The sequence below is a fragment of the Mesorhizobium sp. ES1-4 genome (genome assembly GCF_020164745.1).
Taxonomy (GTDB): Bacteria; Pseudomonadota; Alphaproteobacteria; order Rhizobiales; family Rhizobiaceae; genus Mesorhizobium.
Map to the genome: position 1 here is coordinate 276,477 of NZ_JAIUGV010000006.1, position 23,216 is coordinate 299,692.

At 62.2% G+C, this 23,216-nt stretch carries 19 protein-coding genes and 1 tRNA gene; 8 read left to right on the forward strand and 12 right to left on the reverse strand.

What is annotated here, in order from left to right; genetic code table 11:
- Positions 1–2 precede the first annotated feature (2 nt).
- Positions 3–1,829 (forward strand): alanine racemase, encoded by a 1,827-nt coding sequence (locus tag LB556_RS13995; protein ID WP_224567925.1) that lies wholly within the window; start codon positions 3–5, stop codon positions 1,827–1,829.
- Here LB556_RS13995 and LB556_RS14000 read toward each other — a convergent pair whose 3' ends face one another.
- The 7 genes from LB556_RS14000 to LB556_RS14030 form a co-directional block, all read right to left on the reverse strand.
- Positions 1,830–3,206, reverse strand: a complete 1,377-nt coding sequence (locus tag LB556_RS14000) for an FGGY-family carbohydrate kinase (RefSeq protein WP_224567927.1) — start codon at positions 3,204–3,206, stop codon at positions 1,830–1,832.
- The gene (gene rhaM / locus LB556_RS14005) at positions 3,203–3,520 is read right to left on the reverse strand and encodes an L-rhamnose mutarotase (protein WP_224567929.1); all 318 of its coding nucleotides are present in this window, start codon (positions 3,518–3,520) and stop codon (positions 3,203–3,205) included. Before rhaM ends, LB556_RS14000 begins: the two co-directional genes overlap by 4 nt.
- On the reverse strand, positions 3,520–4,521 hold the full coding sequence (locus LB556_RS14010; RefSeq protein WP_224567930.1) for an ABC transporter permease: 1,002 nt from the start codon (positions 4,519–4,521) through the stop codon (positions 3,520–3,522). Before LB556_RS14010 ends, rhaM begins: the two co-directional genes overlap by 1 nt.
- Complete coding sequence (locus LB556_RS14015; RefSeq protein WP_224567932.1) at positions 4,518–5,495, reverse strand: ABC transporter permease; 978 nt, start codon at positions 5,493–5,495, stop codon at positions 4,518–4,520. Before LB556_RS14015 ends, LB556_RS14010 begins: the two co-directional genes overlap by 4 nt.
- Positions 5,492–7,033 (reverse strand): sugar ABC transporter ATP-binding protein, encoded by a 1,542-nt coding sequence (locus tag LB556_RS14020; protein WP_224567934.1) that lies wholly within the window; start codon positions 7,031–7,033, stop codon positions 5,492–5,494. Before LB556_RS14020 ends, LB556_RS14015 begins: the two co-directional genes overlap by 4 nt.
- 83 nt (positions 7,034–7,116) lie before the next feature.
- A complete protein-coding gene (gene rhaS, locus LB556_RS14025) occupies positions 7,117–8,112 on the reverse strand; it encodes a rhamnose ABC transporter substrate-binding protein (protein WP_224567936.1) in 996 nt (331 codons plus the stop codon).
- A 53-nt stretch (positions 8,113–8,165) separates the two neighbouring features.
- Positions 8,166–8,969: a DeoR/GlpR family DNA-binding transcription regulator gene (locus tag LB556_RS14030; protein ID WP_224567939.1), complete on the reverse strand. Its 804-nt coding sequence runs from the start codon at positions 8,967–8,969 to the stop codon at positions 8,166–8,168.
- A gap of 187 nt (positions 8,970–9,156) precedes the next feature.
- Here LB556_RS14030 and LB556_RS14035 point away from each other — a divergent pair, with 187 nt between their 5' ends.
- The 3 genes from LB556_RS14035 to ggt all read left to right on the forward strand — a co-directional run bounded on the left by LB556_RS14035 (position 9,157) and on the right by ggt (position 14,562).
- Positions 9,157–11,259 carry a bifunctional rhamnulose-1-phosphate aldolase/short-chain dehydrogenase gene (locus LB556_RS14035; RefSeq protein WP_224567941.1) on the forward strand — a complete coding sequence of 701 codons (2,103 nt, stop codon included), beginning with the start codon at positions 9,157–9,159 and terminating at the stop codon, positions 11,257–11,259.
- 169 nt (positions 11,260–11,428) lie between these two features.
- Positions 11,429–12,721: an L-rhamnose catabolism isomerase gene (rhaI, locus tag LB556_RS14040; protein ID WP_224567943.1), complete on the forward strand. Its 1,293-nt coding sequence runs from the start codon at positions 11,429–11,431 to the stop codon at positions 12,719–12,721.
- 101 nt (positions 12,722–12,822) lie between these two features.
- The gene (gene ggt / locus LB556_RS14045; RefSeq protein ID WP_224567944.1) at positions 12,823–14,562 is read left to right on the forward strand and encodes a gamma-glutamyltransferase; all 1,740 of its coding nucleotides are present in this window, start codon (positions 12,823–12,825) and stop codon (positions 14,560–14,562) included.
- 84 nt (positions 14,563–14,646) lie between these two features.
- On the opposite strand, the gene LB556_RS14050 is transcribed toward ggt, so the two are convergent.
- The 5 genes from LB556_RS14050 to LB556_RS14070 form a co-directional block, all read right to left on the reverse strand.
- Positions 14,647–14,988, reverse strand: a complete 342-nt coding sequence (locus LB556_RS14050; protein ID WP_084636831.1) for a hypothetical protein — start codon at positions 14,986–14,988, stop codon at positions 14,647–14,649.
- 281 nt (positions 14,989–15,269) lie between these two features.
- The gene (locus LB556_RS14055; RefSeq protein WP_224567946.1) at positions 15,270–15,689 is read right to left on the reverse strand and encodes a hypothetical protein; all 420 of its coding nucleotides are present in this window, start codon (positions 15,687–15,689) and stop codon (positions 15,270–15,272) included.
- Positions 15,690–16,113: 424 nt separating this feature from the next.
- On the reverse strand, positions 16,114–16,554 hold the full coding sequence (locus tag LB556_RS14060; RefSeq protein ID WP_224567953.1) for a hypothetical protein: 441 nt from the start codon (positions 16,552–16,554) through the stop codon (positions 16,114–16,116).
- A gap of 1,260 nt (positions 16,555–17,814) precedes the next feature.
- Positions 17,815–17,890 (reverse strand) — tRNA-Phe (locus tag LB556_RS14065).
- 172 nt (positions 17,891–18,062) lie between these two features.
- The gene (locus LB556_RS14070) at positions 18,063–18,935 is read right to left on the reverse strand and encodes a helix-turn-helix domain-containing protein (protein ID WP_224567954.1); all 873 of its coding nucleotides are present in this window, start codon (positions 18,933–18,935) and stop codon (positions 18,063–18,065) included.
- A gap of 104 nt (positions 18,936–19,039) precedes the next feature.
- Here LB556_RS14070 and LB556_RS14075 point away from each other — a divergent pair, with 104 nt between their 5' ends.
- The 4 genes from LB556_RS14075 to LB556_RS14090 all read left to right on the forward strand — a co-directional run bounded on the left by LB556_RS14075 (position 19,040) and on the right by LB556_RS14090 (position 23,212).
- Positions 19,040–20,311 (forward strand): ABC transporter substrate-binding protein, encoded by a 1,272-nt coding sequence (locus LB556_RS14075; protein ID WP_224567955.1) that lies wholly within the window; start codon positions 19,040–19,042, stop codon positions 20,309–20,311.
- Between the two features lie 119 nt (positions 20,312–20,430).
- A complete protein-coding gene (locus LB556_RS14080; protein WP_224567956.1) occupies positions 20,431–21,291 on the forward strand; it encodes a carbohydrate ABC transporter permease in 861 nt (286 codons plus the stop codon).
- Positions 21,288–22,124: a carbohydrate ABC transporter permease gene (locus tag LB556_RS14085; protein WP_224567957.1), complete on the forward strand. Its 837-nt coding sequence runs from the start codon at positions 21,288–21,290 to the stop codon at positions 22,122–22,124. Before LB556_RS14080 ends, LB556_RS14085 begins: the two co-directional genes overlap by 4 nt.
- Before the next feature lie 8 nt (positions 22,125–22,132).
- A complete protein-coding gene (locus tag LB556_RS14090; protein WP_224567958.1) occupies positions 22,133–23,212 on the forward strand; it encodes an ABC transporter ATP-binding protein in 1,080 nt (359 codons plus the stop codon).
- Positions 23,213–23,216 lie beyond the last annotated feature (4 nt).

Consider the following 23,216-nt stretch of genomic DNA (forward strand, 5'->3'; position numbering starts at 1 on the left):
ACATGTCGGGACCGCAAGTCGCCATCGACCTCGGCCGCATCGAGCGCAACGCCCGCGCCATCGTGGACCGTTGCGTGCTTTCGGGCATCAAGGTGTTCGGCGTCACCAAGGGCACTTGCGGCATGCCGCAAGTGGCGCGCGCCATGCTGCGCGGCGGCGTTGCCGGCATTGCCGAATCGCGCTTCGAAAACATCCGCCGGCTACGCGACAGCGGCATATCAGCACCGATCATGCTCTTGCGCAGCCCGCCGATGGCACGTGTAGAAGAGGTGGTGCGCACCGTCGACGTCAGCCTGCAGTCGGAGCTGACGATCATCCGCGAGATATCGCGCATCGCCGAGCGCATGGGCCGTGTCCACGACATCATGCTGATGATCGACCTTGGCGATCTCAGGGAAGGCATCTGGCCGAACGACCTTATTCTCACCGTCGAGCAGATTCTCGGCATGAGGGGCGTGCGCATTGCCGGCATAGGCACCAATCTCGGTTGCTTCGGCGCCATAATGCCGACGGAGGAAAACCTCGGCCAACTCGTCGCCCACGCCTATAAGACCGAGCGTCTGTCCGGCAACAGCCTGGACTTCATCTCCGGCGGCGCCTCTTCGTCGCTGCCGCTGTTGCTTGCAGGCAAATTGCCGGCCGGCATCAACAATCTGCGCGTCGGCGAGGCGATCCTGCAGGGCGGCGTGGAAACCTTCCGCGATGTGCCATGGGCGGAACTCGAACCCGACGCCTGCCGGCTGACCAGCGACGTCATCGAAGTCAAGCTGAAGCCGTCGCGGCCGATCGGGGAGTCCGGCTACGATGCGTTCGGCAACCAGCCGGTTTTCCCCGACGAAGGCGACAGGCTGCGCGCCATCGCCAATATCGGCCGCGAGGACGTGCTGGTCGAAGGGCTGACCCCGATCGCCAACGGGATAAGAGTGCTTGGCGCCTCCAGTGACCATCTGCTGCTCGATGTGCAGGACGCCGATCCGCCGCCTGCCGTTGGCGATCGCGTCGCCTTTCGCATGAGCTATGGCGCGATGCTTTTGGCGATGACCTCGGAATATGTCGAAAAGGCCCCGATGCATGACGTCGCCGACTTTTCCGGCCGCAAGATGGTGCAGATCACGGCCGAAGCGGAAGCCTCTCGCATCCTGGCGCGCGAAGCGACCGGCGCCCGGCTGGAAGCGATGAATTTCGACGTCGTCGAACTGGCCGACATGGACCGGCCGCCCTCGGGCCTGATCCGCCTCGCTGCGGGCGCCGATCGTCGCATCGCGCACAAGGCGCTGACCGCAACGGCCCGCGCGACGCACTCCTTCGGCCTGATCTGGATCGATTCCATCGCCGCCCTGATGCCCGAGGACGAGGATGGCATCGACCTGCCGGAAGCATCAGTGCTGGCGCGCTCGCTCGGCCTCGACCACAAGGCCGGCGCGCTGCAGCCGCAGCTGTCGCCGGAAAACGTCGTCATCATCGGGCTGCGCCATGCCGACCCGGCGGAAGTGCGGGTGCTGAAGGATTCGCGCGTCTCGGCCTTCACCATGACCGATATCGACGCCATGGGCATGCGCGACCTGATGCACGAGGCGATCCGCATCGCCACATCGGGCACGCAAGGTTTTCACGTCAGCTATTCGCCCGATGTGACCGAATTCGCCGGCTGGGCGGCTGGTTCCGGCGGCCTCACCGTGCGCGAGACGCATCAGGCGATGGAGGCGATCGCGCTTTCCGGCGGGCTGCTGTCGATGAATGTCTCGGGCCTGACCGCCGATCTGGAGGCCAGGATCGGTAGCGACGCGGTCAACTTCGTCATGTCGGCCTTCGGCAAACGGATCCTCTGATCAGCCAACAGGCCCGACGGCCGTCCGCCACGCACGCGCATAGTCCGCCCAGGCCGGATCTGCCGGCGGTTCTTGTGTCTGGCCCTTGCCATGAACGCTTGCCTGATCAGATGCCAGCAGGGCGGCTCCGATGCTGGTGCCGGTAGCGGCTTCCGATGCGATGACCGCGCGGCCGGTGCCCGCGGCAAGCATCCGCGTGAACAACTGATTGCGCGCGAAGGGTCCCTCGACCGTCGTTGGGCCATCGCCGCCGATCAGGTCGAGGCATGTGGCGGTCATCAGCGCCAGGTAGAAGGAGATGGCGGCAAAGCGCTGGCCGGGAGGGATCGCCTCGCCCTTGCGCCATGCGGCGGTGTGATGCGGAAACGGCCCCGAGCCTTGCTGGATCGAAGGCAACAGCAATGTCTTGCGCGCCAGCACCGCGGCGAAATCGCTATCGTTCCAGTCCTGCGCCGAGCCTTCGGTCAGCAATGCGAATTCGCGGCCGCCCATGAACCGCGCCGAGGGCACGGGGTCGCCGAGGGCATTGACATTGACCAGCGTATCCCTTGCCGGATCGAGCGCCACCGTCTTGCCAGCGACCGCCATCGACACCACCCAGGTGCCGGTCGAGATCACCGAGAAGGGCGGCGCATCGGACAGGAGATGCGGCAGCAGGGAGGCGTTGGAATCATGCAGGCCGCAAAAGACGGGCGTTTGTGGGTCGAGCCCGGTCCGCTCCGCAAGTGCTGGCAGGATCGAGCCAAGACGCTCCCTGGCCAGCCGCACGGGCGCCATCAGGCCGCGCCAGCCCAGGCGGTCGACCAGCGAGGAAAAATCCCCCGTCCAGGGGTTCCACAGATCGGTGTGGCAGCCGAGCGACGTCACCTCGTTGGCGGCGACGCCGGTCAGGCGCAGCGCCCAGTATTGCGGGTACATCAGCATCGCGACGGCGTTCGCGAACTCCGACGGGAAGCTTTGCTGCTGCCAGAAGAACTGCGCCCCGAGATTGAGGCCGAGCGGCAGGCGCGGCGAGCCGGTCTCGGAGAAGGGCGGGCGGATCGCGTCATAGTCCGCAGCGAGTTCATCGGGGCCGTCGAATTCGTAATCGAGAACCGGCAGCACGAGTTCGCCGGACGCATCGACCAGCGCGCCGGTCGCGCCGTGGGTCGTGATCGAAATGGCGTCGACGAGCCGTTCGCGATTGAGTTCGGCGAGCCCATCGAGGACGAACGCCCACAGCGCATCGACATCGTGATGCGGGTAGGGCGCGCGCCGCACGGGCGCGTTGGCCATGCGGCGCAGCGCAACCTCGCTCAATGTGGCGAGATCCACGAGCGCCACCTTGGCATTGGTCTTGCCGATATCGATGACGGCGACGTGGCGGATCGCGCTCATTTCATATGGAACATTGTTTCCAGGGGCACCGCCACCGGTTCGTTGTCAGGCCTGGTTTCCATGATGTCGGCCATTTCAGCCCACCAGCGCTGCATCACCGGATGCTTCGGCAGATCGTCCATGCCATGACCGTCGCGACGCCACAGCACGCCGAACAGGATATTGGTCTCTTCGTCGAGATGGATGGAGTAGTCGGAAACGCCAGCCTGCTTCAGCAACGCGACCAGCGACGGCCAGATTTCATCGTGGCGCTTTTTGTATTCAGCCTTCATGTCGGGTTTGAGCGTCATCCTGAATGCGTATTTCTCGGACATCAGGTCAGGCGTCCCCCGTTCAACCGCCGCCAGACGATCGGCAGCGCGATGACGACGATCAACAGCAGGCCGATGAAGATCGACATGACGATGCCGGGCACGTTGAGCAGGCCAAGCCCGAAGGTCACCAGCCCCATGATGAAAGCGGCGAGCACGACGCCCAGGATGCTGCCGGCGCCGCCGAGGATGCTGACGCCGCCGAGCACCACCATGGTGATCACCTCGAGTTCGTAGCCTTGTGCGATCGACGGCCGCGTCGAACCGAGCCGCGAGGTGATCAGCACCGAGGCGATGCCCGACATCAACCCGGTCAAGCAGAACAGGATGAATTTTATGCGGCCGACGCGCACGCCGGAAAATTGCGCCGCGACCGGGTTGTTGCCGATCGCGAAGACGCGGCGGCCGAAACTCGTGCGGTGCAGCACAAACCAGTAGACGATGGCCGCTACAAGGAAGAGCACCAGTTCGAAAGACACCACCCACCAGACGTAACCCTGGCCGAAGAAGGCGAAGCTTTCGGGGTAACCCTTGTAGGCCTGGTCGCCGAGGATGATGAAGGCGATGCCGCGAAACAGGCTCATCGTGCCGATGGTGACGACGATGGAAGGCAGACCGAGGCGCGTGACCAGCAGTCCGTTGAAGGCTCCACAGCCGAGCCCGACGACGATGCCGATCAGGACAAGCACGGGCGTGCCGGCGCCGGCCTGCACCGCCATGCCCATCATGGTCGAGGCGAGTGCGATGATGGCGGCCACCGACAGATCGATCTCGCCCGAAATGATCAGCAGCGCCATGGCAAATGCGATCAGCCCCTTCTCGGTGAAATTGAAGGTCAGGTCCGACAGCGAATAGGGGTCGAGGAAATAGGGCGAGGCGAAGCTGTTGATGGTGAAGATGGCAACCGCCACCATGATCAGCAGCGCTTCCCAGGAAAAGATCGCCGAACTGAACGGCTTGTCCAGCCGGTCGGGAATGTGGCGCGGGGCAGGAACGTCGCTCATACCGCCTCCGCCTTCCTCAGGATGATACGGCCCTGCTGGCGTTCGCCGCGCGCGTTGAGCATGACGGCCAGGATGATGGCGCTGCCTGAAATCGCCATCTGCCAGAAGGGCGAGATGTTGATGACCGGCAACGCATTGGAGATGATGCCGAGGAACAGCGCGCCGAGCACCGCGCCGCCGACAGAGCCGATGCCGCCGGCGATCGAGATGCCGCCGATGACGCAGGCGGCGATGATGTTCAACTCATAGCCGTTGGCGACCTCGACCGAGGCAATGACGTAGCGCGAAATCCAGAGATAACCGGAGAGGCCGCCGATCATACCGGAGATGCAGAAGACGACGAATTTCGTGCGGCCGACATCGATGCCGGTATAGACGGATGCGGTCGGATTGACGCCGATGGCATAGATCGAGCGGCCGAGCGCCGTGCGGGTCATAAGCAGGAAGAACAGCGCGATGACCAGGATGGCGATCCAGGATAGAACCGGAATGCCGAGGAAAGCAGCGCGCTGGAAGCCGATGAAATCCGGGCTCATCTTGTCCGCATTGACCCAGGCGCCGCCCGAGATGACGAACGTGGCGCCGCGATAGATGGTCAGCGTGCCCAGCGTCACCACGATGGAGGGGATGTTCAGGCGCCAAACCAGAAGGCCGTTGATAGCGCCCAGCACCAGACCGACGACCAGCGCGATGACGATCAGCAGCGGGATCGGGATCGCCGGATGGGCGGCGTTCAGCATGGCTACAACCATGCCGGTGAAGCACAGATTGGAGGCCATCGACAGGTCGATGGAGCGCGTCAGGACGACCACCATCTGGCCGAGCGCTAGGATCATCAGGATCGAGGTGTCGTTGAACACCTGGCGCAGATTGCCTGGATCGGCGAAGGCGGGAAAGCGCGTCGAGATCAACCCGATCAGCAAGACGATCGCCGCGAGCAGCCAGATTTCGCGGTATTTCAGCAATGCCGTCATGCCGCGATCCCCGCTGCTGTCCTTACCAGCGTCTCGGCGTCCAGCCCCTTGTTGTCGTAGACCGCCGCGACGAGACCCTCGCGCATGACGATAACACGGTCGGACATGCCGAGGATTTCGGGCAGTTCCGACGACACCATGATCACCGACAGGCCCTGTGCGACGAGTTCGGCCATGAAACCATGCACGGCGGCCTTGGAGCCGATGTCGATGCCCTTGGTCGGTTCGTCCAGGATGATTACCTTGGGCGCCGTTGCCAGCCATTTGGCGATGACCACCTTCTGCTGGTTGCCGCCCGATAGCGTGCCGACATCCTGGCTGAGCGAGGAAGCGCGCAGGTCGAGCCGCTCTGTGTAGGAGCGGGCAAGCGAAAACTCTTCCGCCAAGCGCAGCAGGCCGGTTTTCGAAGTGCGCTTGAGCGAAGGCAGCGAGACATTCTGGAAGATCGGCAGGCCGATCACCACGCCCTGCTTGCCGCGTTCTTCCGGCACATAGACAATGCCGGCCTCGATTGTCTCGGCCGCCGATTTCGGCGCGATCGTCTTGCCTTCCAAGATGATCGTGCCGGCTGATGTGCGGGTGATGCCCGATATCGCCTGCATCACTTCACTGCGTCCGGCGCCGACCAGACCATAGAAGCCGAGGATCTCGCCCTTGTGCAGTTCGAAGCCGACGTCGTTGAACTCGGTCGGATGCGACAGGCCGGAAACGGAAAGCACCGGGGCGCCGATTTCGGCCTTGCGCTGCGGAAAGATGTGGTCGACCGAACGGCCGACCATCATGCGCACGATCTGGCTCTGGCCTGCGTCCTTGATCAGGCCTTCGCCGACCATCTCGCCGTCGCGGAAGACCGTGTAGCGGTCGGCGATGCGGTAAATCTCGTCGAACTTGTGGCTGATGAACAGGATCGCCTTGCCCTGCTCCTTCAGGAACTCGATCAGAAGGAAGAGCTCCTCGATCTCTTTCATCGAAAGGGCGGCTGTCGGCTCATCCATGATGACGATCTGAGAATCGATCGACATGGCGCGCGCGACGGCAACCAGATGCTTGTTGGCGATACCGAGATCCCTGAGCCGGGCGTCGGCGTCGATATGACCGGCATGCATGATGTCGAGCACTTCTCGCGCATTTTTGCGCATCGTGCGCCAGTCGATGGTGCCGAAGCGCGAGCGCGGCGCATGGCCGAGGAAGATATTTTCGGCGACGCTGAGATCGTCGAACAGCACCGTCTCCTGATGGATGGCGGTGACGCCAATCCCGAAGGCCGCGTGCGCGCTGGGCAAGGTGACGGCCTGACCGTCGATGCTGATTGTGCCTGCATCAGGCTGGTAGATGCCGGTCATTATCTTGACCAGCGTCGACTTGCCCGCGCCGTTCTCGCCGATCAGCGCGGTCACCTGACCCGGATAAAGCGAAAGGCTGACATTGTGCAGGGCACGGACGCCGGGAAAGCTCTTGGAGATGCCAGACAAGGTCAGGCGCGGAGCTGAGGCTGGAGGCCGCTCCTTGGGCTCGCTATGTTGGGCGGTCGTGTCCATATCCGTATCAAGCCCTGAAACAAGGTCCGTTTGAAGACGCGGCGGGGTCAAGCCCCGCCGCATCAGCGTGGAAGGCGCCAGGATCAATAGATCTTGGAGAACTTCTCGATGTTGCTCTTGTCGAACTGGAAGGGCGGAGCCATCGCGGCCGAGTTGGTGTCGTCCAGCGTCACCTTGCCGACACGGCCGATCGACAGCGTGGCGCCCGGCTTGGCTTCTTCCTTCTTCACCGCCAGGTCGTGGGCGAGGTAGACCGCCGAATAGCCGAGGTCGATTGGGTTCCACAACGCAACCGCCTGGCTGGCGCCATTGTCGATGAACTTCTTGAACTCCGACGGCAGCGCGAGGCCAGTGACGTTGACCTTGCCGATCAGGTTCTCATCGGTAACGACCTGGGCGGCGGCGACGACGCCGACGGTGGTCGGCGCGATGATGGCCTTGAGGTTCGGATAGGACTTCAGCAGGCCCTTGGCCTCGTCGGTGCTCTTGGCTGAGTCGTCATCGCCATAGACCGTGGCGACGAGCTTGATCTTGGGGAACTTCTCCGGCAGCACCTTCTTCGCCGCTTCGATCCAGGCATTCTGGTTGGTCGCGGTCGAAGAGGCCGACAGGATGGCGACGTCGCCGCCTTCCGGCAGATAGTCGGCCGCGAGCTTGACGATGGTCTCGCCGATCAGGGCGGTGTCGGATGGGTTGAGGTGAAGCTGGCGGCCTTCCTTGGCGACGCCCGAGTCCCAGGAGATGACGGTGATGCCACGCTCCATGGCCTTCTTCAGCACCGGCACCAGCGCGTCGGCGTCATTGGCGGAAATCGCGATGGCGTTGACCTTCTGCGCAATCAGCGAATTGACCACTTCGATCTGCGCCTCCGCGGTCGCCTTGGTCGGGCCGGTGTAGATGATGTCGACGTCGCCGAGTTCCTTGGCGGCCTCTTCCGCACCCTTGTTGGCGGCATCGAAGAAGCCGTTGCCGAGCGACTTCACCACCAGCGCGATCTTGACGTTCTCCGCATAGGCGGCATTCACGAACATGGCGGCCGAGAACGCGGCCGTCACCATCAACTTCTTCAAAAAGCTCATCGAATTTCCTCCCTTAGCGTTGCATTCCATCGCCGCCGCGGGCGTGAGGTGTCTCAGGCCTGCAGTGAAGATTCTTCCTTTACTGATTTGCGGGCGACGATCAGCGCCACTCCCGCGGTCTCCAGCATCTTGGCTTCGCGGTCTTCGATGCCGTCGTCCGTGATGACGGTGGCGATGCGCGACAGGCCGCACAGGATCAGGCTGGAGCGTTTGCGGAACTTCGAGGAATCGACCAGCACCACCAGTTCGTCGGCCTGGTCGATCAGCTTCTGCTCCGCCTGGATGAGTAGCGGATCGCCTTCCATCAGGCCGAGCGGCCCCAGCCCTTGAGCACCCATGAACATGCGGCGCGCGTAGAAATTGCGCGTCACGTCATTGTCGAAGGGCGACAGGATGATGTTCTGCTCGCGGTAGATCGTGCCGCCCGACAGCATCACCGTGTTCTTGGAGTGTTTGAGCAGGTGCTCGGCGATCGGGAACGAATTGGTGAAGATGGGCATGCGGCGTCCGGTCAGGAAATGCACCATCTGGAAAGTGGTGGTGCCGCCATTGATGATGATCGGCTCACCATCCCCGCACAGCTCGACCGCTTCACGAGCGATCGCCCGCTTCTGCGCGGCGTTGAGCGTTTCGTTGACGGAGAACGGCCGGCCAGCCAGCCCGATGAACTGCGGCGGCGAGATCGCCTCGGCGCCGCCGCGCACGCGGCGCAGACGTTTCTGGACATGGAGAGCCGCGATATCGCGCCGGATCGTTGCCTCGGAGGACTCCGTCAGGTCGACCATTTCCTGCACCGTCACCACAGGTTTTTCCTGGACGGCGGACAGAATGATCCTGTGGCGCTCTTTTTCGTGCATGGTTCCTCCCTGCCGGACCATCTAGGCACCCAAAACGAGCAATGTCAATCATTTCCGATCATATAATTCCATTGTGCAGTGCAATATGATTGATATTGATCGTTTCTGATTGACAAGTTGGCGTCTTGCGTAGACATTCCGGGGCGAAAAAGGAGTGCATCGTCAGCACTCCAAGGGAGGATTACCTATGCTCGACAAGCGCTCCGGCTCGCGCCTCGCCAATCTGTGGGATGATGCGAAGGCCCAGGGAATGAGCGAGCCCGAGCTTCTGGTCTATCGCTCGAACACGCTCGGCTCCGACAAGCGCGTTACCAATTACGGCGGCGGCAACACGTCCTCCAAGATATGGCAGAAGGACCCGCTCACCGGCCAGGATGTGGAAGTGCTGTGGGTCAAGGGCTCGGGCGGCGACAGCGCCTCGATCAAGCTTGACGGCTTCGCTACCCTCTACATGGACAAGCTGCAGGCGCTGAAGGGGCTTTATCGCGGTGTCGAGCATGAGGACGAGATGGTGGGCTATCTGCCCCACTGCACCTTCAACCTCAATCCACGCGCGGCCTCGATCGATACGCCGCTGCATGCCTATGTGCCGAAGCCTTTCGTCGATCACATGCATCCCGATGCCATTATCGCGATTGCCGCGGCGAAAGATTCCAGGGCGCTGACCAAGGAGATCTTCGGCGATGCCATCGGCTGGCTGCCGTGGAAGCGGCCGGGCTTCGAACTTGGCCTGTGGCTGGAGAAATTCTGCCTCGAACATCCCACCGCCAAGGGCGTCATCCTTGAAAGCCACGGGCTGTTCAGCTGGGGCGATACTCCTCGGGAGTGCTACGAGACGACGATTTCTGTCATCAACCAGGCGATCGAATGGTTCGAGCGCCGCTCCGAAGGCGTGGCGATCTTCGGTGGCGAGGTGGTGAAGTCGCTCGACGCCACCCAGCGGCGTGCGATCGCCGCCAAGCTGATGCCCAGGATTCGCGGCCTGATCTCGGAAAAGGGCCACAAGCTCGGCCATTTCGACGACTCCGCCGCCGTGCTCGAATTCGTCAATTCCAGGGATTTGCGGCCGCTGGCCGCGCTCGGAACCTCGTGCCCGGATCATTTCCTGCGCACCAAGATCCGGCCGCTGGTCATCGAGTTCGATCCGGCAAAGCCCGATGTCGATGCCGTCGTCGCGCGCCTCGCCGATGATGTTGCCGAATATCGCGTCGGCTATCAGGCCTATTACGATAGTTGCAAGCATCCGGACTCGCCCGCCATCCGCGACACCAATGCCGTGGTCTACCTGATGCCCGGCGTCGGCATGTTCACTTTCGCCGGCGACAAGGCCACCGCGCGCATCTCTGGCGAATTCTATGTCAACGCCATCAACGTCATGCGCGGCGCGTCCACTGTCTCGTCCTATGTCGGCCTGCCGGCGCAGGAGGCTTTCGACATCGAATACTGGCTGCTCGAGGATTTGAAGCTGCAGCGCATGCCGAAGCCGAAGTCTCTCGCCGGCCAGATCGCGCTGGTCACCGGCGGCGCCGGCGGCATCGGCCGGGCCACCGCCAGCCGCCTGCTGCGCGAAGGCGCCTGCGTGGTGCTGGCCGATATCGACGAGGCGGCGCTCGCCAATGCCAATGAGGAACTGGCGCAAGCCCATGGCAAGGATTTCGTCCGGCCGGTCCTCATCGACGTCACCTCGGAGGACCAGGTCGTCGCCGGTTTCGTCGAGACGGCGGTCGAATTCGGCGGCGTCGACATTCTGGTTTCCAACGCGGGCCTTGCGTCCTCGGCGCCGATCGAGGAGACGACGCTGGCGCTGTGGAACAAGAACATGGACATCCTGTCGACCGGCTATTTCCTGGTCGCGCGGGAGGCATTCCGGCTGTTCCGGGCACAGAAGATCGGCGGCAACGTCGTCTTCGTCGCTTCCAAGAACGGCCTTGCCGCGTCACCCAACGCCGCTGCCTATTGCACCGCCAAGGCCGCCGAAATCCATCTCGCCCGCTGTCTCGCGCTCGAAGGCGCGGAAGCCCAGATCAGGGTCAATGTCGTCAATCCTGACGCCGTGCTGCGCGGCTCGAAAATCTGGACTGGCGAGTGGAAGGAGCAGCGCGCCGCCGCCTACAAGATGTCGACCGACGACCTGGAAGAACACTACCGCTCGCGCTCGATGCTGAAGCGCTCGGTCTTCCCGGAAGACATCGCCGAGGCGATCTATTTCCTGGCCTCCGACATGTCGGCCAAATCGACAGGCAACATCATCAACGTCGACGCCGGCAACGCACAGAGCTTTACGCGGTAACTTGTCGAAGGTGGCGCTGCCCTCACCCATACCCTTTCCCGTGAAGAACGGGGAGAGGGGGATCATCGGCGCCGGAGCGCTTCCCTTCTCCCCGTCACTATACGGGGAGAAGGTGCCGGCAGGCGGATGAGGGGCAGCGCCCACCGAACGCATTTTGGGAGGAAGAGCAGTGTCCGAATCCATCATTTCCGCCGACGTCGTCGACAAGGACAACGCCGCGCGCAAGGCCGACCTCGAGCGCGACTACGCCTCGCTCGGTGAGCGCCTCGACCGCCGAGGCATCGCGATCGACGCCATCCGCGACAAGGTGGAAAAGTTCGCGGTGGCGATCCCGTCCTGGGGGGTCGGCACCGGCGGCACGCGCTTCGCCCGTTTCCCGGGCGCCGGCGAGCCGCGCGATATCTTCGACAAGATCGAGGATTGCGCCGTCATCAAGCAGTTGACGCAGGCCACCCCGACCGTCTCCTTGCACATTCCATGGGACAAGGCCGATCCGAACCGGCTCAAGCAAGCGGCCTCCCGCTTCGGTCTCGGTTTCGATGCGATGAACTCCAACACCTTCTCGGACGCGAAGGATCAGAAATTCTCCTACAAGTTCGGCTCGCTGTCGCATGCCGATGCCGGCACCCGGCGGCAAGCCGTCGAACACAATCTCGAATGCATAGAGATCGGCAAGACGCTGGGCTCCAAGGCACTGACGGTGTGGATCGGCGACGGCTCGAATTTCCCCGGCCAGGTGAATTTCGCCAGGGCCTTCGAGCGTTACCTCGACGCCATGCGGCAGGTCTATACCGGGCTGCCTGACGACTGGAAGCTGTTCAGCGAGCACAAGATGTACGAGCCGGCCTTCTATTCCACTGTCGTCCAGGACTGGGGCACCAATTATATCATTGCCAGGGAACTCGGCGACAAGGCGTTCTGCCTCGTCGATCTCGGCCACCATGCGCCCAACGTCAACATCGAGATGATCGTGTCGCGGCTGATCCAGTTCAAAAAGCTCGGCGGCTTCCACTTCAACGATTCGAAATACGGCGACGACGACCTCGACGCCGGCTCCATCGACCCCTACCGGCTGTTCTTGGTCTTCAACGAACTGGTCGATGCCGAGCTTTCCGGCGCCGAGGGTTTCGATCCCGCCCATATGCTCGACCAGAGCCACAACGTCACTGACCCCATCGAAAGTCTCATGCTGTCGGCGGTCGAGGTGCAGCGCGCCTACACGCAGGCGCTGCTGGTCGACCGCAAGGCGCTCGAAAGTTTTCAGGACGACAATGACGCGCTGATGGCGACGCAGACGCTGAAAGCCGCCTATCGCACCGATGTCCAGCCGATCCTGGCCGTGGCGCGGCTGAACACCGGCGGCGCCATAGATCCGGTCGCCGCCTACCGGGCGGCGGGGTATCGCGCCAAGGTCGCGGCGGAACGCCCGGCGGTCGCCGGTGGCTCCGGCGGGATTGTTTAACACGCCTGACATCTGAATTGATCCGGCTGGCCCACCTCCGGCGGTGGACACGGTCGACTTCAGAGGTTCTTCTAGGTGTTCCCCGCCTTGGAGCACCCGCCATGCCCTTGACCCGTCGAACTCTGCTCGCCATCAGTTTTTCCCTGGCAATAGCCTCTTCGCCCTCGGGAGTGGCCTTTGCCGCCTCGCCCGCGCCGGCCAAGGGCGAGAACGGTATGGTCGTCACCGCCCAGCACTTGGCCTCGGAAGTTGGCGTCGAGGTGTTGAAGAAGGGCGGCAACGCGGTCGATGCGGCTGTCGCGGTCGGCTATGCCTTGGCTGTCGTCTACCCCAACGCCGGCAATATCGGCGGCGGCGGCTTCATGACCATCCGCTTCAAGGACGGCAAATCGACCTTCCTCGATTTCCGTGAGCGCGCGCCGCTTGCCGCGACCAAGACCATGTATCTCGACAAGGACGGCAACCCGGTGAAGAGGGCCAGCCTCGACGGCTATCTTGCGGTCGGCGTGCCGGGTTCCGTCGCCGGTTTCGAGGTGGCGCGCGAGAAATACGGCACCTTGCCCAGGCAGGACCTGATGGCGCCGGCGATCAATTTTGCCAAGGACGGCTTCATCCTCAATCAGGGCGATGCCGCCTCATTCGCCGGCAGTGCTGAAAGGTTGGCGAAGGACCCGGCGGCGGCGGCCATCTTCCTGAAACCGGACGGCAAGCCCTATGGCATCGGCGAGAAACTGATTCAGCCCGACCTTGCCGCGTCGCTCTCGGCCATTTCCGAGAAGGGTGCCGATGCCTTCTACAAAGGCGCCATAGCCGACGCCATCGTCAAGGCGAGCGGCGCCAAGGGCGGCATTCTTGCCAAGGGCGATTTCGAGCAATACGCGGTACGCGAACTCAAGCCGGTGACCTGCAATTACCGCGGCTACGAGATCATCTCTTCGCCGCCGCCGAGCTCGGGCGGCATCATCATCTGCGAAATCCTCAACGTGCTGGAAGGCTATCCGCTCTCTTATCTCGGCGCGGGCTCGGCCGAGACCGTGCATGTCATGGTCGAGGCGATGCGTCACGCCTATGTCGACCGCAATTCTGCGCTCGGCGATCCCGATTTCGTCGACAACCCGGTCTCCAAGCTGCTGGACAAAGCCTATGCCAAGGGAATCCGCGACAAGATCGATCCGTTCCGTGCCGGCGTGTCGCAAGACCTGATGCCGAAGGGCTTTGGCGAATCGAAGGAGACCACGCACTATTCGATCATCGACAAGGACGGCAACGCGGTCGCGGTCACCTACACGCTGAACGGCTCGTTCGGCGCTGGTGTCGTCGCCGACGGTACCGGCATCCTGCTCAACAACGAGATGGACGATTTCACCCAGAAACCCGGCGTGCCCAACCTCTACGGCCTGGTCCAGGGCGAAGCCAATGCCATCCAGCCGAAGAAGACGCCGCTGTCCTCGATGAGCCCTACCGTCGTGTCCAAGGACGGCAAACCGTTCATGGTCATCGGCAGCCCGGGCGGCTCGCGCATCATCACCATCACGCTGGAAGCGATCGTCAACGTCATCGACCACGGCATGAACATCCAGGAGGCTATCGACGCGCCGCGCATCCATCACCAATGGCTGCCCGACACGGTCTACATCGAGCCGTTCGGACTTTCGCCCGATACCGAAAGGCTGCTGGCCGGGATGGGCTATCACCTCGATCTCAGTGACCAGAACTGGGGGCAAGCGGCGGGCATTCTCGTCGGCGGCAAAAGCCTGGCGGAAATCGAGAAGGGCGGCGGCGCCCGCTACAATGGCGCCATCGACAGCCGCGCGGCATCGGGCGAAGCACTTGGATATTGACAGGCCGCAAGCCTGTTCCTTGCCGGACGAGGCCGGAGTCCGCCCATCGGGACCAGCCTCCGCTTGACACCCCGGCTGGAACCGTCAGGTCACCAGCGTGACGGTCGATGCAATCAGCATCAAGGCGGCGATGCCGACGAAGAGCGCATAGATGCGTGGCCGGTCGAGCAGCAGCGCGTTTCCCGATATCCAGGCCGACGTGGCGCCGCCCAGAGCGAAGAGGAAGCCGTTGCGATGGCCGAAAGTCATCGACGCGGCCATCAGCCCGCCGATGATCAAGGCGCCGAACACGATGATCACGGCGACCGCGTATTTCTCGAAGTCGTTGTTGCCGATCCCTGGTCCGATCGCGTTCAAATTCGGCAGGTCGTCCGGATCGAAGGGGCTCGCCGACCCGTATTCGTCTTGACCCATGGATTCTCGCATCACTTGATCTCCGCTGACCGGCAACAAACCATCAACGCCTGCCGAGCGCAACCCGATCGCGCTGTGGCGGATGCGTCCGGCACCGCCTTCGGTGTCTTTCCGGGATGGTTTGCTGAAGATTTTCGGAGCTGTTGCCGGATCGCGTCACCTGCCTTTATCGGTTTGTGGCCTCCGACCCCTGCCGGTGACGGTTAACCGTGCGGTACAGGCGGCTTTCGCGGTGCGGCAAAGGAATACCGCCCTTGCTGAACACCTGCCTCGGTAAGAAGCACCTTGCGCCATCATTCCTGTAAAGGGGAGGCGCTCAGTCGACGATAGGGGATGCCATCAAATCTTGCCGTCACAAAATCGGTGACGGACATCTTGCGCTTGCGTCCGTCGCTGCAGGCGTAAACCGGCCAACCGGCATCGCTGCATTCGCTGGCTGCGCAAATACGCGCCAGGCAGTTACCGATAGTCAACCGGAAGCCGCCTTTGCCGGCGAAGCCTTGCAACAAGCTGCCGTCCGCCGAGCGCCATGTCCGCGCACGGAATTCCGCCCGCAAAAGCAATGGTTCGAGGGGGATCGCAAGATTGGTTTCGCCGGCACGCCCTGCGAACCACAGACGGAAGCGCGCCATTGCAGTCGTGTATGCGGTCACAAGATCCGGTTCGCGAAAATAGGCGATCGGCAGGTTGGAGCGGTCAAACAGATGAGACATGCGCTCGCTTGCCTCTACCGGCGTCAGCAAGGCAACAAAGGTAAGAAAGGCGAAGCAAGCTCGCGACATTTTACAGCAGCCATTTCTATCTCGGCCTGCCGGTTTGGCCCCGGTTGCCCTCCAGCAACATCCCGCCGATCGTCGCCCTACGCAAGCCGCTTGCTGAGGCGGTCCATAAAGCGGCCGAGTGCGCAATTCGCAAGGCAGCCGAGTTAAAGCGATTGGAGCCGAAGGCGGTGACCCGCATCAACAAGTTTGCGCGGGCGGGCGAGATACAGTCGGCATTAGAGCGGTTCAGCGTTTGATAGAATCGCTGCACCGCTCTAACTCTTTGTTTCACGCAATTCCGGACGGAAAACCGCTACGCACTTTTCCTGAAATTGCTCGAGCGGCAAGGAGGAACACCCGCCGCAGCCTGAGTTCCTCAGCCGAGGCGAGCCGGCGGCAGTACGAACAGACTGGCGCCGTTCTCCCGGCCGCGCTCGACATAGCCGATGATGCCGAACCATCTGGCGACGTCGGACCCCTGGAGCCAGCTGCGCGAGCGGATGGGAAGGTTGCCGGCGAGCGCCTGGATATGCCTGATATGCCGCTTGCAGAAGCGGATGGTTGAGGCGCGGAAGAAATCCTCCTGCGCTGCAAACAGTGTATCAGCGGCCTCGCTGCTCTCGTGCCAGGCGATGATCGCCACGGCTTTCTCGCCCTCGACAAGCGCGTGCGCCCGGCCTTCCTTCAAATTCATCATCAGATTGTCATAGGCGATCTTGCTGTCCTTGCCGGCCGCCGCGTACTCGTCCGACATCCGCTTGGACAGGCTATGGAAGACATCCTCGAGATCCCCCAGCGTCGCTGCGCGTGCTCTCATTTCACCTCCTGCAGCCCCGGCAGGAAGTTTGCCCTAGGGACGGCGCATCACCAAGCAAAAGGAATCCGCTGATATGGCGATGGGAGCAAAGTCATTCCGTGCAGAAGCGCGGTGCGACATATAGAGTTAAACTCGGGAAGGCGAGCGCATCACAAAATGGCTAACGTCAACTTTTGCATCATAGTCCGTTGTCCTAACAGCATCTGTCGCAAGGATAGCTTCGGCTTGAGCGGCGTCGAGACATGAGGCCCAGCCTGATCCTTCTTTCAGCGGCGGCCATGTTGTCGGCCGGCCTTGGCGCATACGCTGCGGAAGTCAATCTGAGCACCCTGCCATGCGACAGGGCGGTCAAGCGTTACGTGGAATACCAGCCAAAAATTCCGCGCGACTATCGGGTGGAGCGACGGATCGGAACACATCGGCTCTTTATCCCATGGGCATATTTTCTGGGCCGCCCCGGGCCTTGGTCCCTTAATTGCCAGCAGCGGTACGATTGGACCTCGATTGCATTTTGGGTTCCGGATCTCCAGCCGCCCGAAAAGGATTTGTCCGGCATGTCCATGCTGCCGGCAGCGCCGGTGGAGAGCGACAGACCATCCCCCGGGCCCGACGAATGGGTACTCCGGATCATCCGCCTTGCGCCAATACGCGACGATGACACTAGCGTATCGGAAATGGTGGCGAATTCACGAAAGTTCATCTGGAGGGGACAGCGAGAGCTTCCAGACGGCATATTGACACGAGGGGGCGCGAACAACTGGTTCCGCCTCGCTGCGCAAGACGATGTTCTGATTAATTGTTTTGAGGCGTCAGGCGGATTCTGCTCTGTCACCCTCGATCTAAAGGATTTGCGATTGCGAATCTGGACGAGTTACAGAAGGTCCGGTGTTCATCAGCATGATATAATTTTGGCGGGCATAAGAACATTGCTCACCGAGTGGCAAACAAAGGAACCACGGACTTGAATGCAGAAGGCTAGAATGGTCGCGCTTGCCGATGCTCAAAAGAAATGCGATGGATCCGGCGCCCTCATTGATCTCCAAAAGATATTCTCGGTCGGCATTGTGCCTGGAATTGGGTCTGCGCCCCTCCACTCCCGTAACCGGATCGAACGAAGGCAGGGATACACGCCGGCCTTCCGATGTTTGACAGGACGGCTCATTGCAAGGACCATGTGTAACACCCGTGTGTGGCACTCGGGCAGACCTAAGCACTTAATTTTGCTAGTTTTTCAGCTAAGTCAACACCTTAGAAAGGTGCTGGTGCCCAGAGGCGGATTCGAACCACCGACACGCGGATTTTCAGTCCGCTGCTCTACCAACTGAGCTATCTGGGCCTGTTCCGGCTAACGAAAACTCGTGTTCCGGGTTTCATGGCGACGCCGTGGCGCCCCTTGAAAGCGCGTGGGTTATAGCACGGGAATCCGGCCTGTCCAGCGCCCAGATGTGGATTTTCCTGCAGGAAAACAAATGCCGCCCGACGGGCTGGTTTCCGTGCCGTGCGTCCGCCTATCTGGCGCTTGCCAGGCCTTTGCGAAAGTCGGACGGCGTCATGCCGGCCAGCTTGCGGAAGGATTTGTTGAAGGCGCTGAGCGAGCCGAAGCCACTGTCCATGGCCACGCGCAGCACATTGGCGTCCTGATGCATCAACAGCGCCTGCGCATAGCTTAGCCGCAACAGGTTGACATATTCGTTGAGCGTCATGCCGGTCGATTTCTTGAACAGGCTCATGGCGTATTTCGGGTGGATGTCGGCGGCCGCCGCTATGTTCACGCAATCGATATCGTAGAGGAAATTCTCGGCGATGAAATCGCACATGCGCCCGACATTGCGCGATGACTGCTGGTCGAAGGGGCTGCCCGCATCCTGCCCGGCGGCGTTTTCCGGAACCAGCCTGTAGGGCTCGAACCGCACCCGCTCCAGCCTGAGCAGAAGTTCATTGACGGCGTGCTCGGCTTTGGCCGGATCGCCCGAACGGGCATAGCGGTTCCATCGGGCGAAATTGTCCCTGTCGGATTGATCGGTTGCGCTGGTCACCAGCGTCGCACCGGTCATCAGTCGGTGGCGTATATCCGCCGGCAGATGCAGCCGGAAGAAATGCACCAGCGGCAGATGCGCGCCGGCATAGACGGCGTCGTCGGAGAGATCGTCCATCTGGTGCGGCAAGCCGCCCCAGAACAGGCACATCTCGCCGGCCGAAAGCGAGACTTCGTGCTCGTTCATGCGGTAGTGGACGGAGCCGCGGACGATGAAATTCACCTCGACCTGGGCATGCCAATGCGGCTTGAGCATTACCAGCGGACTGGTGTGGAACATCTGCAGCAGCAGCGGCAGGCCTTCCACGCTGCTCGCGCCGGGCTGGTAAAACGGCCTTTCAGACATCTTACTTTCCGCCAATTTCATATTCCCTCTGTCGGGGACAGGCCTTTGCCGGTGCCTAGTGTAGCCACGCTCGCAAAGAGAGCAAATGAAATGGGAGGATTTCAATGCGCATCACACTGTCCTGCGCCGCGCTCGCGCTTGCCCTGGGCTCCGCCCCGGCCTTCGCGCAATCTGGCGAAATCACGATCTGGAGCTGGAACATCGCCGCTTCTTCGCTGAAGTCGACCATTGCCGGCTTCAACAAGCTGCATCCCGACATCAAGGTCACGGTCCAGGATCTCGGCAACCAGCCGACCTATGACAAGTCCATAGCGGGCTGTGCCGCTGGTGGCGTCGGCCTGCCCGATATCGTCACCATCGAGAATGGCGAGGCCGAGAACTACTGGAGCCAGTTCCCCGATTGCTTCGTCGATTTGCACACGCTGGGCTACACGGCCGAGGACCAGAAGAAATTCCCCGATTTCAAGCGCACCGAGCTCGAAGTCGGCGACAAGGCCTATGCCATGCCGTGGGATTCCGGTCCGGTCGCCGCCTTCTATCGCCGCGACTTCTATGAGAAGGCCGGCGTTGATCCGGCATCGATCAAGACCTGGGACGATTTCATAGCCGCCGGCAAGACAATTCAGGCGGCCAATCCAGGCGTCTCGATGACCAACGCCGATTTCAACGGCGACAGCGAGTTGTTCCGCATGATCTCCAACGAGCAGGGCTGTGCCTATTTCGCCGAGGACGGCCTGTCGATCACGGTCAACCAGCCCAAATGCGTCGATGCCATGACCAAGCTCAAGGAGATGAAGGACGCCGGCATTGTCTCGTCGGCCGACTGGAGCACCAAGATCACCAACAACACCGCCGGCACCGTCGCCACCCAGGTCTATGGCGGCTGGTACGAGGGCACCATCCGCACCGAATCGCCCGGTGAAAGCGGCAAATGGGGCGTCTACCTGATGCCGAGCCTGACCGCGGACGGCCCGCGCGCCGCCAATCTCGGCGGCTCCTCGCTCGCCATCACCTCGGCGTCGAAGAACAAGGAAGCGGCCTACGAGTATTTGAAATACGCGCTCGGGACCAATGAAGGCCAGATCACCATGCTGAAGGAGTTCGGCCTCGTTCCCTCGCTGGTCTCGGCGCTGAACGACCCCTATGTCAGCCAGGGCCTGCCCTACTGGGGCGGCCAGGCGGTGTGGAAGGATATCCTGGGCACCTTGCCCAAGGTTGTTCCGAGCCGCGGCACGCAGTTCCAGAGCGATGCCGAGATCATCGTGCGCGCGGTGCAGACCAAATATCTCGCCGGCGGCTATCCCGACGCCAAGGCGGCACTCGACGATGCCGCCAGCCAGATCGCATCAGCGACTGGGCTGCCGATCAAGTCCTGAGGTGCCGACAGCTTCCCTCTCCCCGTCACTATGCGGGGGGAGGGTGCCGGCAGGCGGATGACGGACGGCGCCCAATTCGGCGATCGTGCCCGCACAAACCAGCAGAAAGGAGGAGAAGGATGCGCAACCGCAATGCCACGGCCTATCGCTTCCTCACGCCCTATCTCCTGATCTTTGCCATCTTCTGGGTGTGGCCGATCATCTCCTCGTTCCTGATCTCGTTCCAGGCGACGCGCACCGTTCCCTGGCGCTTCGCGCCCGGCTTCAACTGGGGCCGCTTGATCGGCGACCCTGCCTTCTTCAACGCGCTGAAGAATACGCTGCTTATCCTGGTCATCCAGGTCCCGGTGATGATCGCGCTGGCCATGGTGATGGCTGTTCTTCTGAATTCGCCGTTGCTCAAGGCGCGCGGTCTCTACCGCTTCGCCTTTTTCGCCCCGGTGGTGGTCGGCGAGGTCGCCTATTCGGCTGTCTTTCGGCTGATGTTCAGCCTCGATTTCGGCATCGTCAACAAGCTCCTGAACAGCATCGGTCTGCCTAAGGTCGACTGGTTCTCCAATGTCACGCCGGCCATGGCGCTGATCATGATTGCGGTCACCTGGCGCTGGGCCGGCTACAACGCCATCATCCTGCTGGCCGGCATGCAATCCATTCCCGAGGATGTCTATGAGGCGGCGACGCTCGACCGGGTGAGCAAGCTTAAGCAATTCTTCCACATCACTCTGCCGCTGTTGAAGCCGGTCATCGTCTTTTGCGCCGTGCTGTCGATCATCGGCACCATGCAATTGTTCACCGAGCCGTTCCTGATCACCGAGCGCGGCGGGCCAGGCGGCGGCACCGAGACGCTCGGCCTGCTGCTTTACCGTCAGGGCTTCCGTTCGCTCAATTTCGGTTACGCCTCGGCTGTTGCTTACACCATGGCGGGGCTGGCGATCGCGATCACGCTGGTGCAACTGTGGCTGATGAGGGAACCGAAATGACCTCGCTTTCCTCGTCCCGCCTGAGACGCAGCATCGCGCTGCACCTCTTCCTGACGCCGCTGGCGCTGATCTGGCTGTTTCCGCTGTGGATGATGGTGGTGTTCTCGACCATGCCCGACAACGGCATCTTCAGCCCCGGCATCGAACTGTTGCCGCACGGCAATTTTATCGACAATTTCAACAATCTGCAGCGCGACACCGACTTCGTCGGCGCCATCATCATCTCTGTCGGCGTTGCGGTGACCTACACCTTCCTGTCGGTGCTTTTGACCTCGATGGCCGGCTGGGCGCTGGCCCGCTATCAGTTCTTCGGCAAAAGCGTGGTCGTTGCCATCATCCTGGGCACCATCACGCTGCCCTATGCGGTGGTGCTGATCCCGCAATTCATCATGGTGGCGCGCGACTTCAAGCTCGCCAACACATGGGTGGCGCTGATCGTGCCGCCGCTGTTCAATTCGCTCGGCGTGCTGTTCATGCGCCAGAGCTTTTCGATGATGCCCGATGACCTGTTCGATGCCGCCCGTGTCGAGGGTGTCAAGGAGTGGCGCATCTTCGTCTTCATCGCCCTGCCGCTGGCGCGCCCGATGCTGGCAGCGCTCTGCATCATCCTGTTCCTCGCCTCGTGGAACAATTATCTCTGGCCGCTTTTGATCAACAGCCAGCCGGGTTCGATGACCGCGCCGGTGGCGCTCGGCACGCTGATCGGGCTGACCAAGGTGTCGTGGGGCGGCATCATGGCGGGCGCCGTGATGCTGACCGTGCCGATGCTCATCGTCTTCGTGCTGCTGCAGCGCCATTTCATCGCCGGCATCGCCGCCGGCGCGGTCAAGTAAGGGGCAGAATGGCAACCGTCACGCTCATCAATGTAGCCAAGCGCTTCGGCGCCTTCGAGGTCGTCCATGGCGCCGATATCGACATCGCCGATGGCGAGTTCGTCGTCTTCGTCGGTCCGTCGGGCTGCGGCAAGTCCACGCTGCTCAGGATGATAGCTGGGCTGGAGGACATCAGCGGCGGCGAGATCGCCATCGGCGGCAAGGTGGTCAATGATGTCGAGCCGGCCGACCGCGGCATCGCGATGGTGTTCCAGTCCTACGCGCTCTATCCGCATATGAGCGTCGAACAGAACCTCTCCTTCGGACTGCGCATGACCGGCAATCCGAAGGCTGACACCGACCGGCGGGTGAAGCGCGCGGCCGAGATCCTGCGCATCAGCGAATTGATGGACCGCCGTCCCAGGAAACTTTCAGGCGGCCAGCGCCAGCGCGTCGCCATCGGCCGCGCCATCGTGCGCGAGCCGCAGGTGTTTCTGTTCGACGAGCCGCTCTCCAATCTGGACGCCGAACTGCGTGTCCAGATGCGGGTCGAGATCTCGCGGCTGCACAAGGAACTCGGCGCGACGATGATTTACGTCACGCACGACCAGACCGAAGCGATGACGCTCGCTGACCGGATCGTCGTGCTGCGCGGCGGCCATGTCGAGCAGATCGGCCGGCCGCTCGATCTCTATGAAAATCCCGACAATATTTTCGTGGCCGGGTTCGTCGGTTCGCCGAAGATGAATTTCATAAAGGCTCACATTGTTGGGCGTGACGCCAGAGGTGTCGTCGTCGAACTGGCAGGCGAAAAGAAGACGCGGATCAGGCAACCCCTGACAGATGCCGCGCCGGAGCCCGGGCGCAAGGTCATCGTCGGCGTGCGGCCCGAACATTTCGGCGACGCGGGGGAGGGCGATGCCGATCTCGCCGTTGCCATCGACGTGGTCGAACACCTGGGCGGCACGAGTTTCCTCTACGCCAGGACGGCCAATGGCGAGGACGTGGTGATCCAGCGCGATGCGGCAAAGGTTCCCGACACGCCCGCTGTCACCGTTTCCATCCGCAAATCCTACCTGTTCGATGAAAAAGGGCTGCGGCTGCGCTGACCGG

Excerpts from the sequence above, each read along its gene's own strand:
- LB556_RS14020 (WP_224567934.1), bottom strand. The coding sequence starts at position 7,033 with ATGGACACGACCGCCCAACATAGCGAGCCCAAGGAGCGGCCTCCAGCC.
- LB556_RS14035 (WP_224567941.1), top strand. The coding sequence starts at position 9,157 with ATGCTCGACAAGCGCTCCGGCTCGCGCCTCGCCAATCTGTGGGATGAT.
- LB556_RS14085 (WP_224567957.1), top strand. The coding sequence starts at position 21,288 with ATGACCTCGCTTTCCTCGTCCCGCCTGAGACGCAGCATCGCGCTGCAC.
- LB556_RS14050 (WP_084636831.1), bottom strand. The coding sequence starts at position 14,988 with ATGCGAGAATCCATGGGTCAAGACGAATACGGGTCGGCGAGCCCCTTC.
- LB556_RS14000 (WP_224567927.1), bottom strand. The coding sequence starts at position 3,206 with ATGAGCGCGATCCGCCACGTCGCCGTCATCGATATCGGCAAGACCAAT.
- LB556_RS14075 (WP_224567955.1), top strand. The coding sequence starts at position 19,040 with ATGCGCATCACACTGTCCTGCGCCGCGCTCGCGCTTGCCCTGGGCTCC.
- LB556_RS14070 (WP_224567954.1), bottom strand. The coding sequence starts at position 18,935 with ATGTCTGAAAGGCCGTTTTACCAGCCCGGCGCGAGCAGCGTGGAAGGC.
- rhaS (WP_224567936.1), bottom strand. The coding sequence starts at position 8,112 with ATGAGCTTTTTGAAGAAGTTGATGGTGACGGCCGCGTTCTCGGCCGCC.
- LB556_RS14030 (WP_224567939.1), bottom strand. The coding sequence starts at position 8,969 with ATGCACGAAAAAGAGCGCCACAGGATCATTCTGTCCGCCGTCCAGGAA.
- LB556_RS13995 (WP_224567925.1), top strand. The coding sequence starts at position 3 with ATGTCGGGACCGCAAGTCGCCATCGACCTCGGCCGCATCGAGCGCAAC.
- LB556_RS14015 (WP_224567932.1), bottom strand. The coding sequence starts at position 5,495 with ATGACGGCATTGCTGAAATACCGCGAAATCTGGCTGCTCGCGGCGATC.
- ggt (WP_224567944.1), top strand. The coding sequence starts at position 12,823 with ATGCCCTTGACCCGTCGAACTCTGCTCGCCATCAGTTTTTCCCTGGCA.
- LB556_RS14055 (WP_224567946.1), bottom strand. The coding sequence starts at position 15,689 with ATGTCTCATCTGTTTGACCGCTCCAACCTGCCGATCGCCTATTTTCGC.
- LB556_RS14090 (WP_224567958.1), top strand. The coding sequence starts at position 22,133 with ATGGCAACCGTCACGCTCATCAATGTAGCCAAGCGCTTCGGCGCCTTC.
- LB556_RS14010 (WP_224567930.1), bottom strand. The coding sequence starts at position 4,521 with ATGAGCGACGTTCCTGCCCCGCGCCACATTCCCGACCGGCTGGACAAG.
- rhaM (WP_224567929.1), bottom strand. The coding sequence starts at position 3,520 with ATGTCCGAGAAATACGCATTCAGGATGACGCTCAAACCCGACATGAAG.
- LB556_RS14060 (WP_224567953.1), bottom strand. The coding sequence starts at position 16,554 with ATGAGAGCACGCGCAGCGACGCTGGGGGATCTCGAGGATGTCTTCCAT.
- LB556_RS14080 (WP_224567956.1), top strand. The coding sequence starts at position 20,431 with ATGCGCAACCGCAATGCCACGGCCTATCGCTTCCTCACGCCCTATCTC.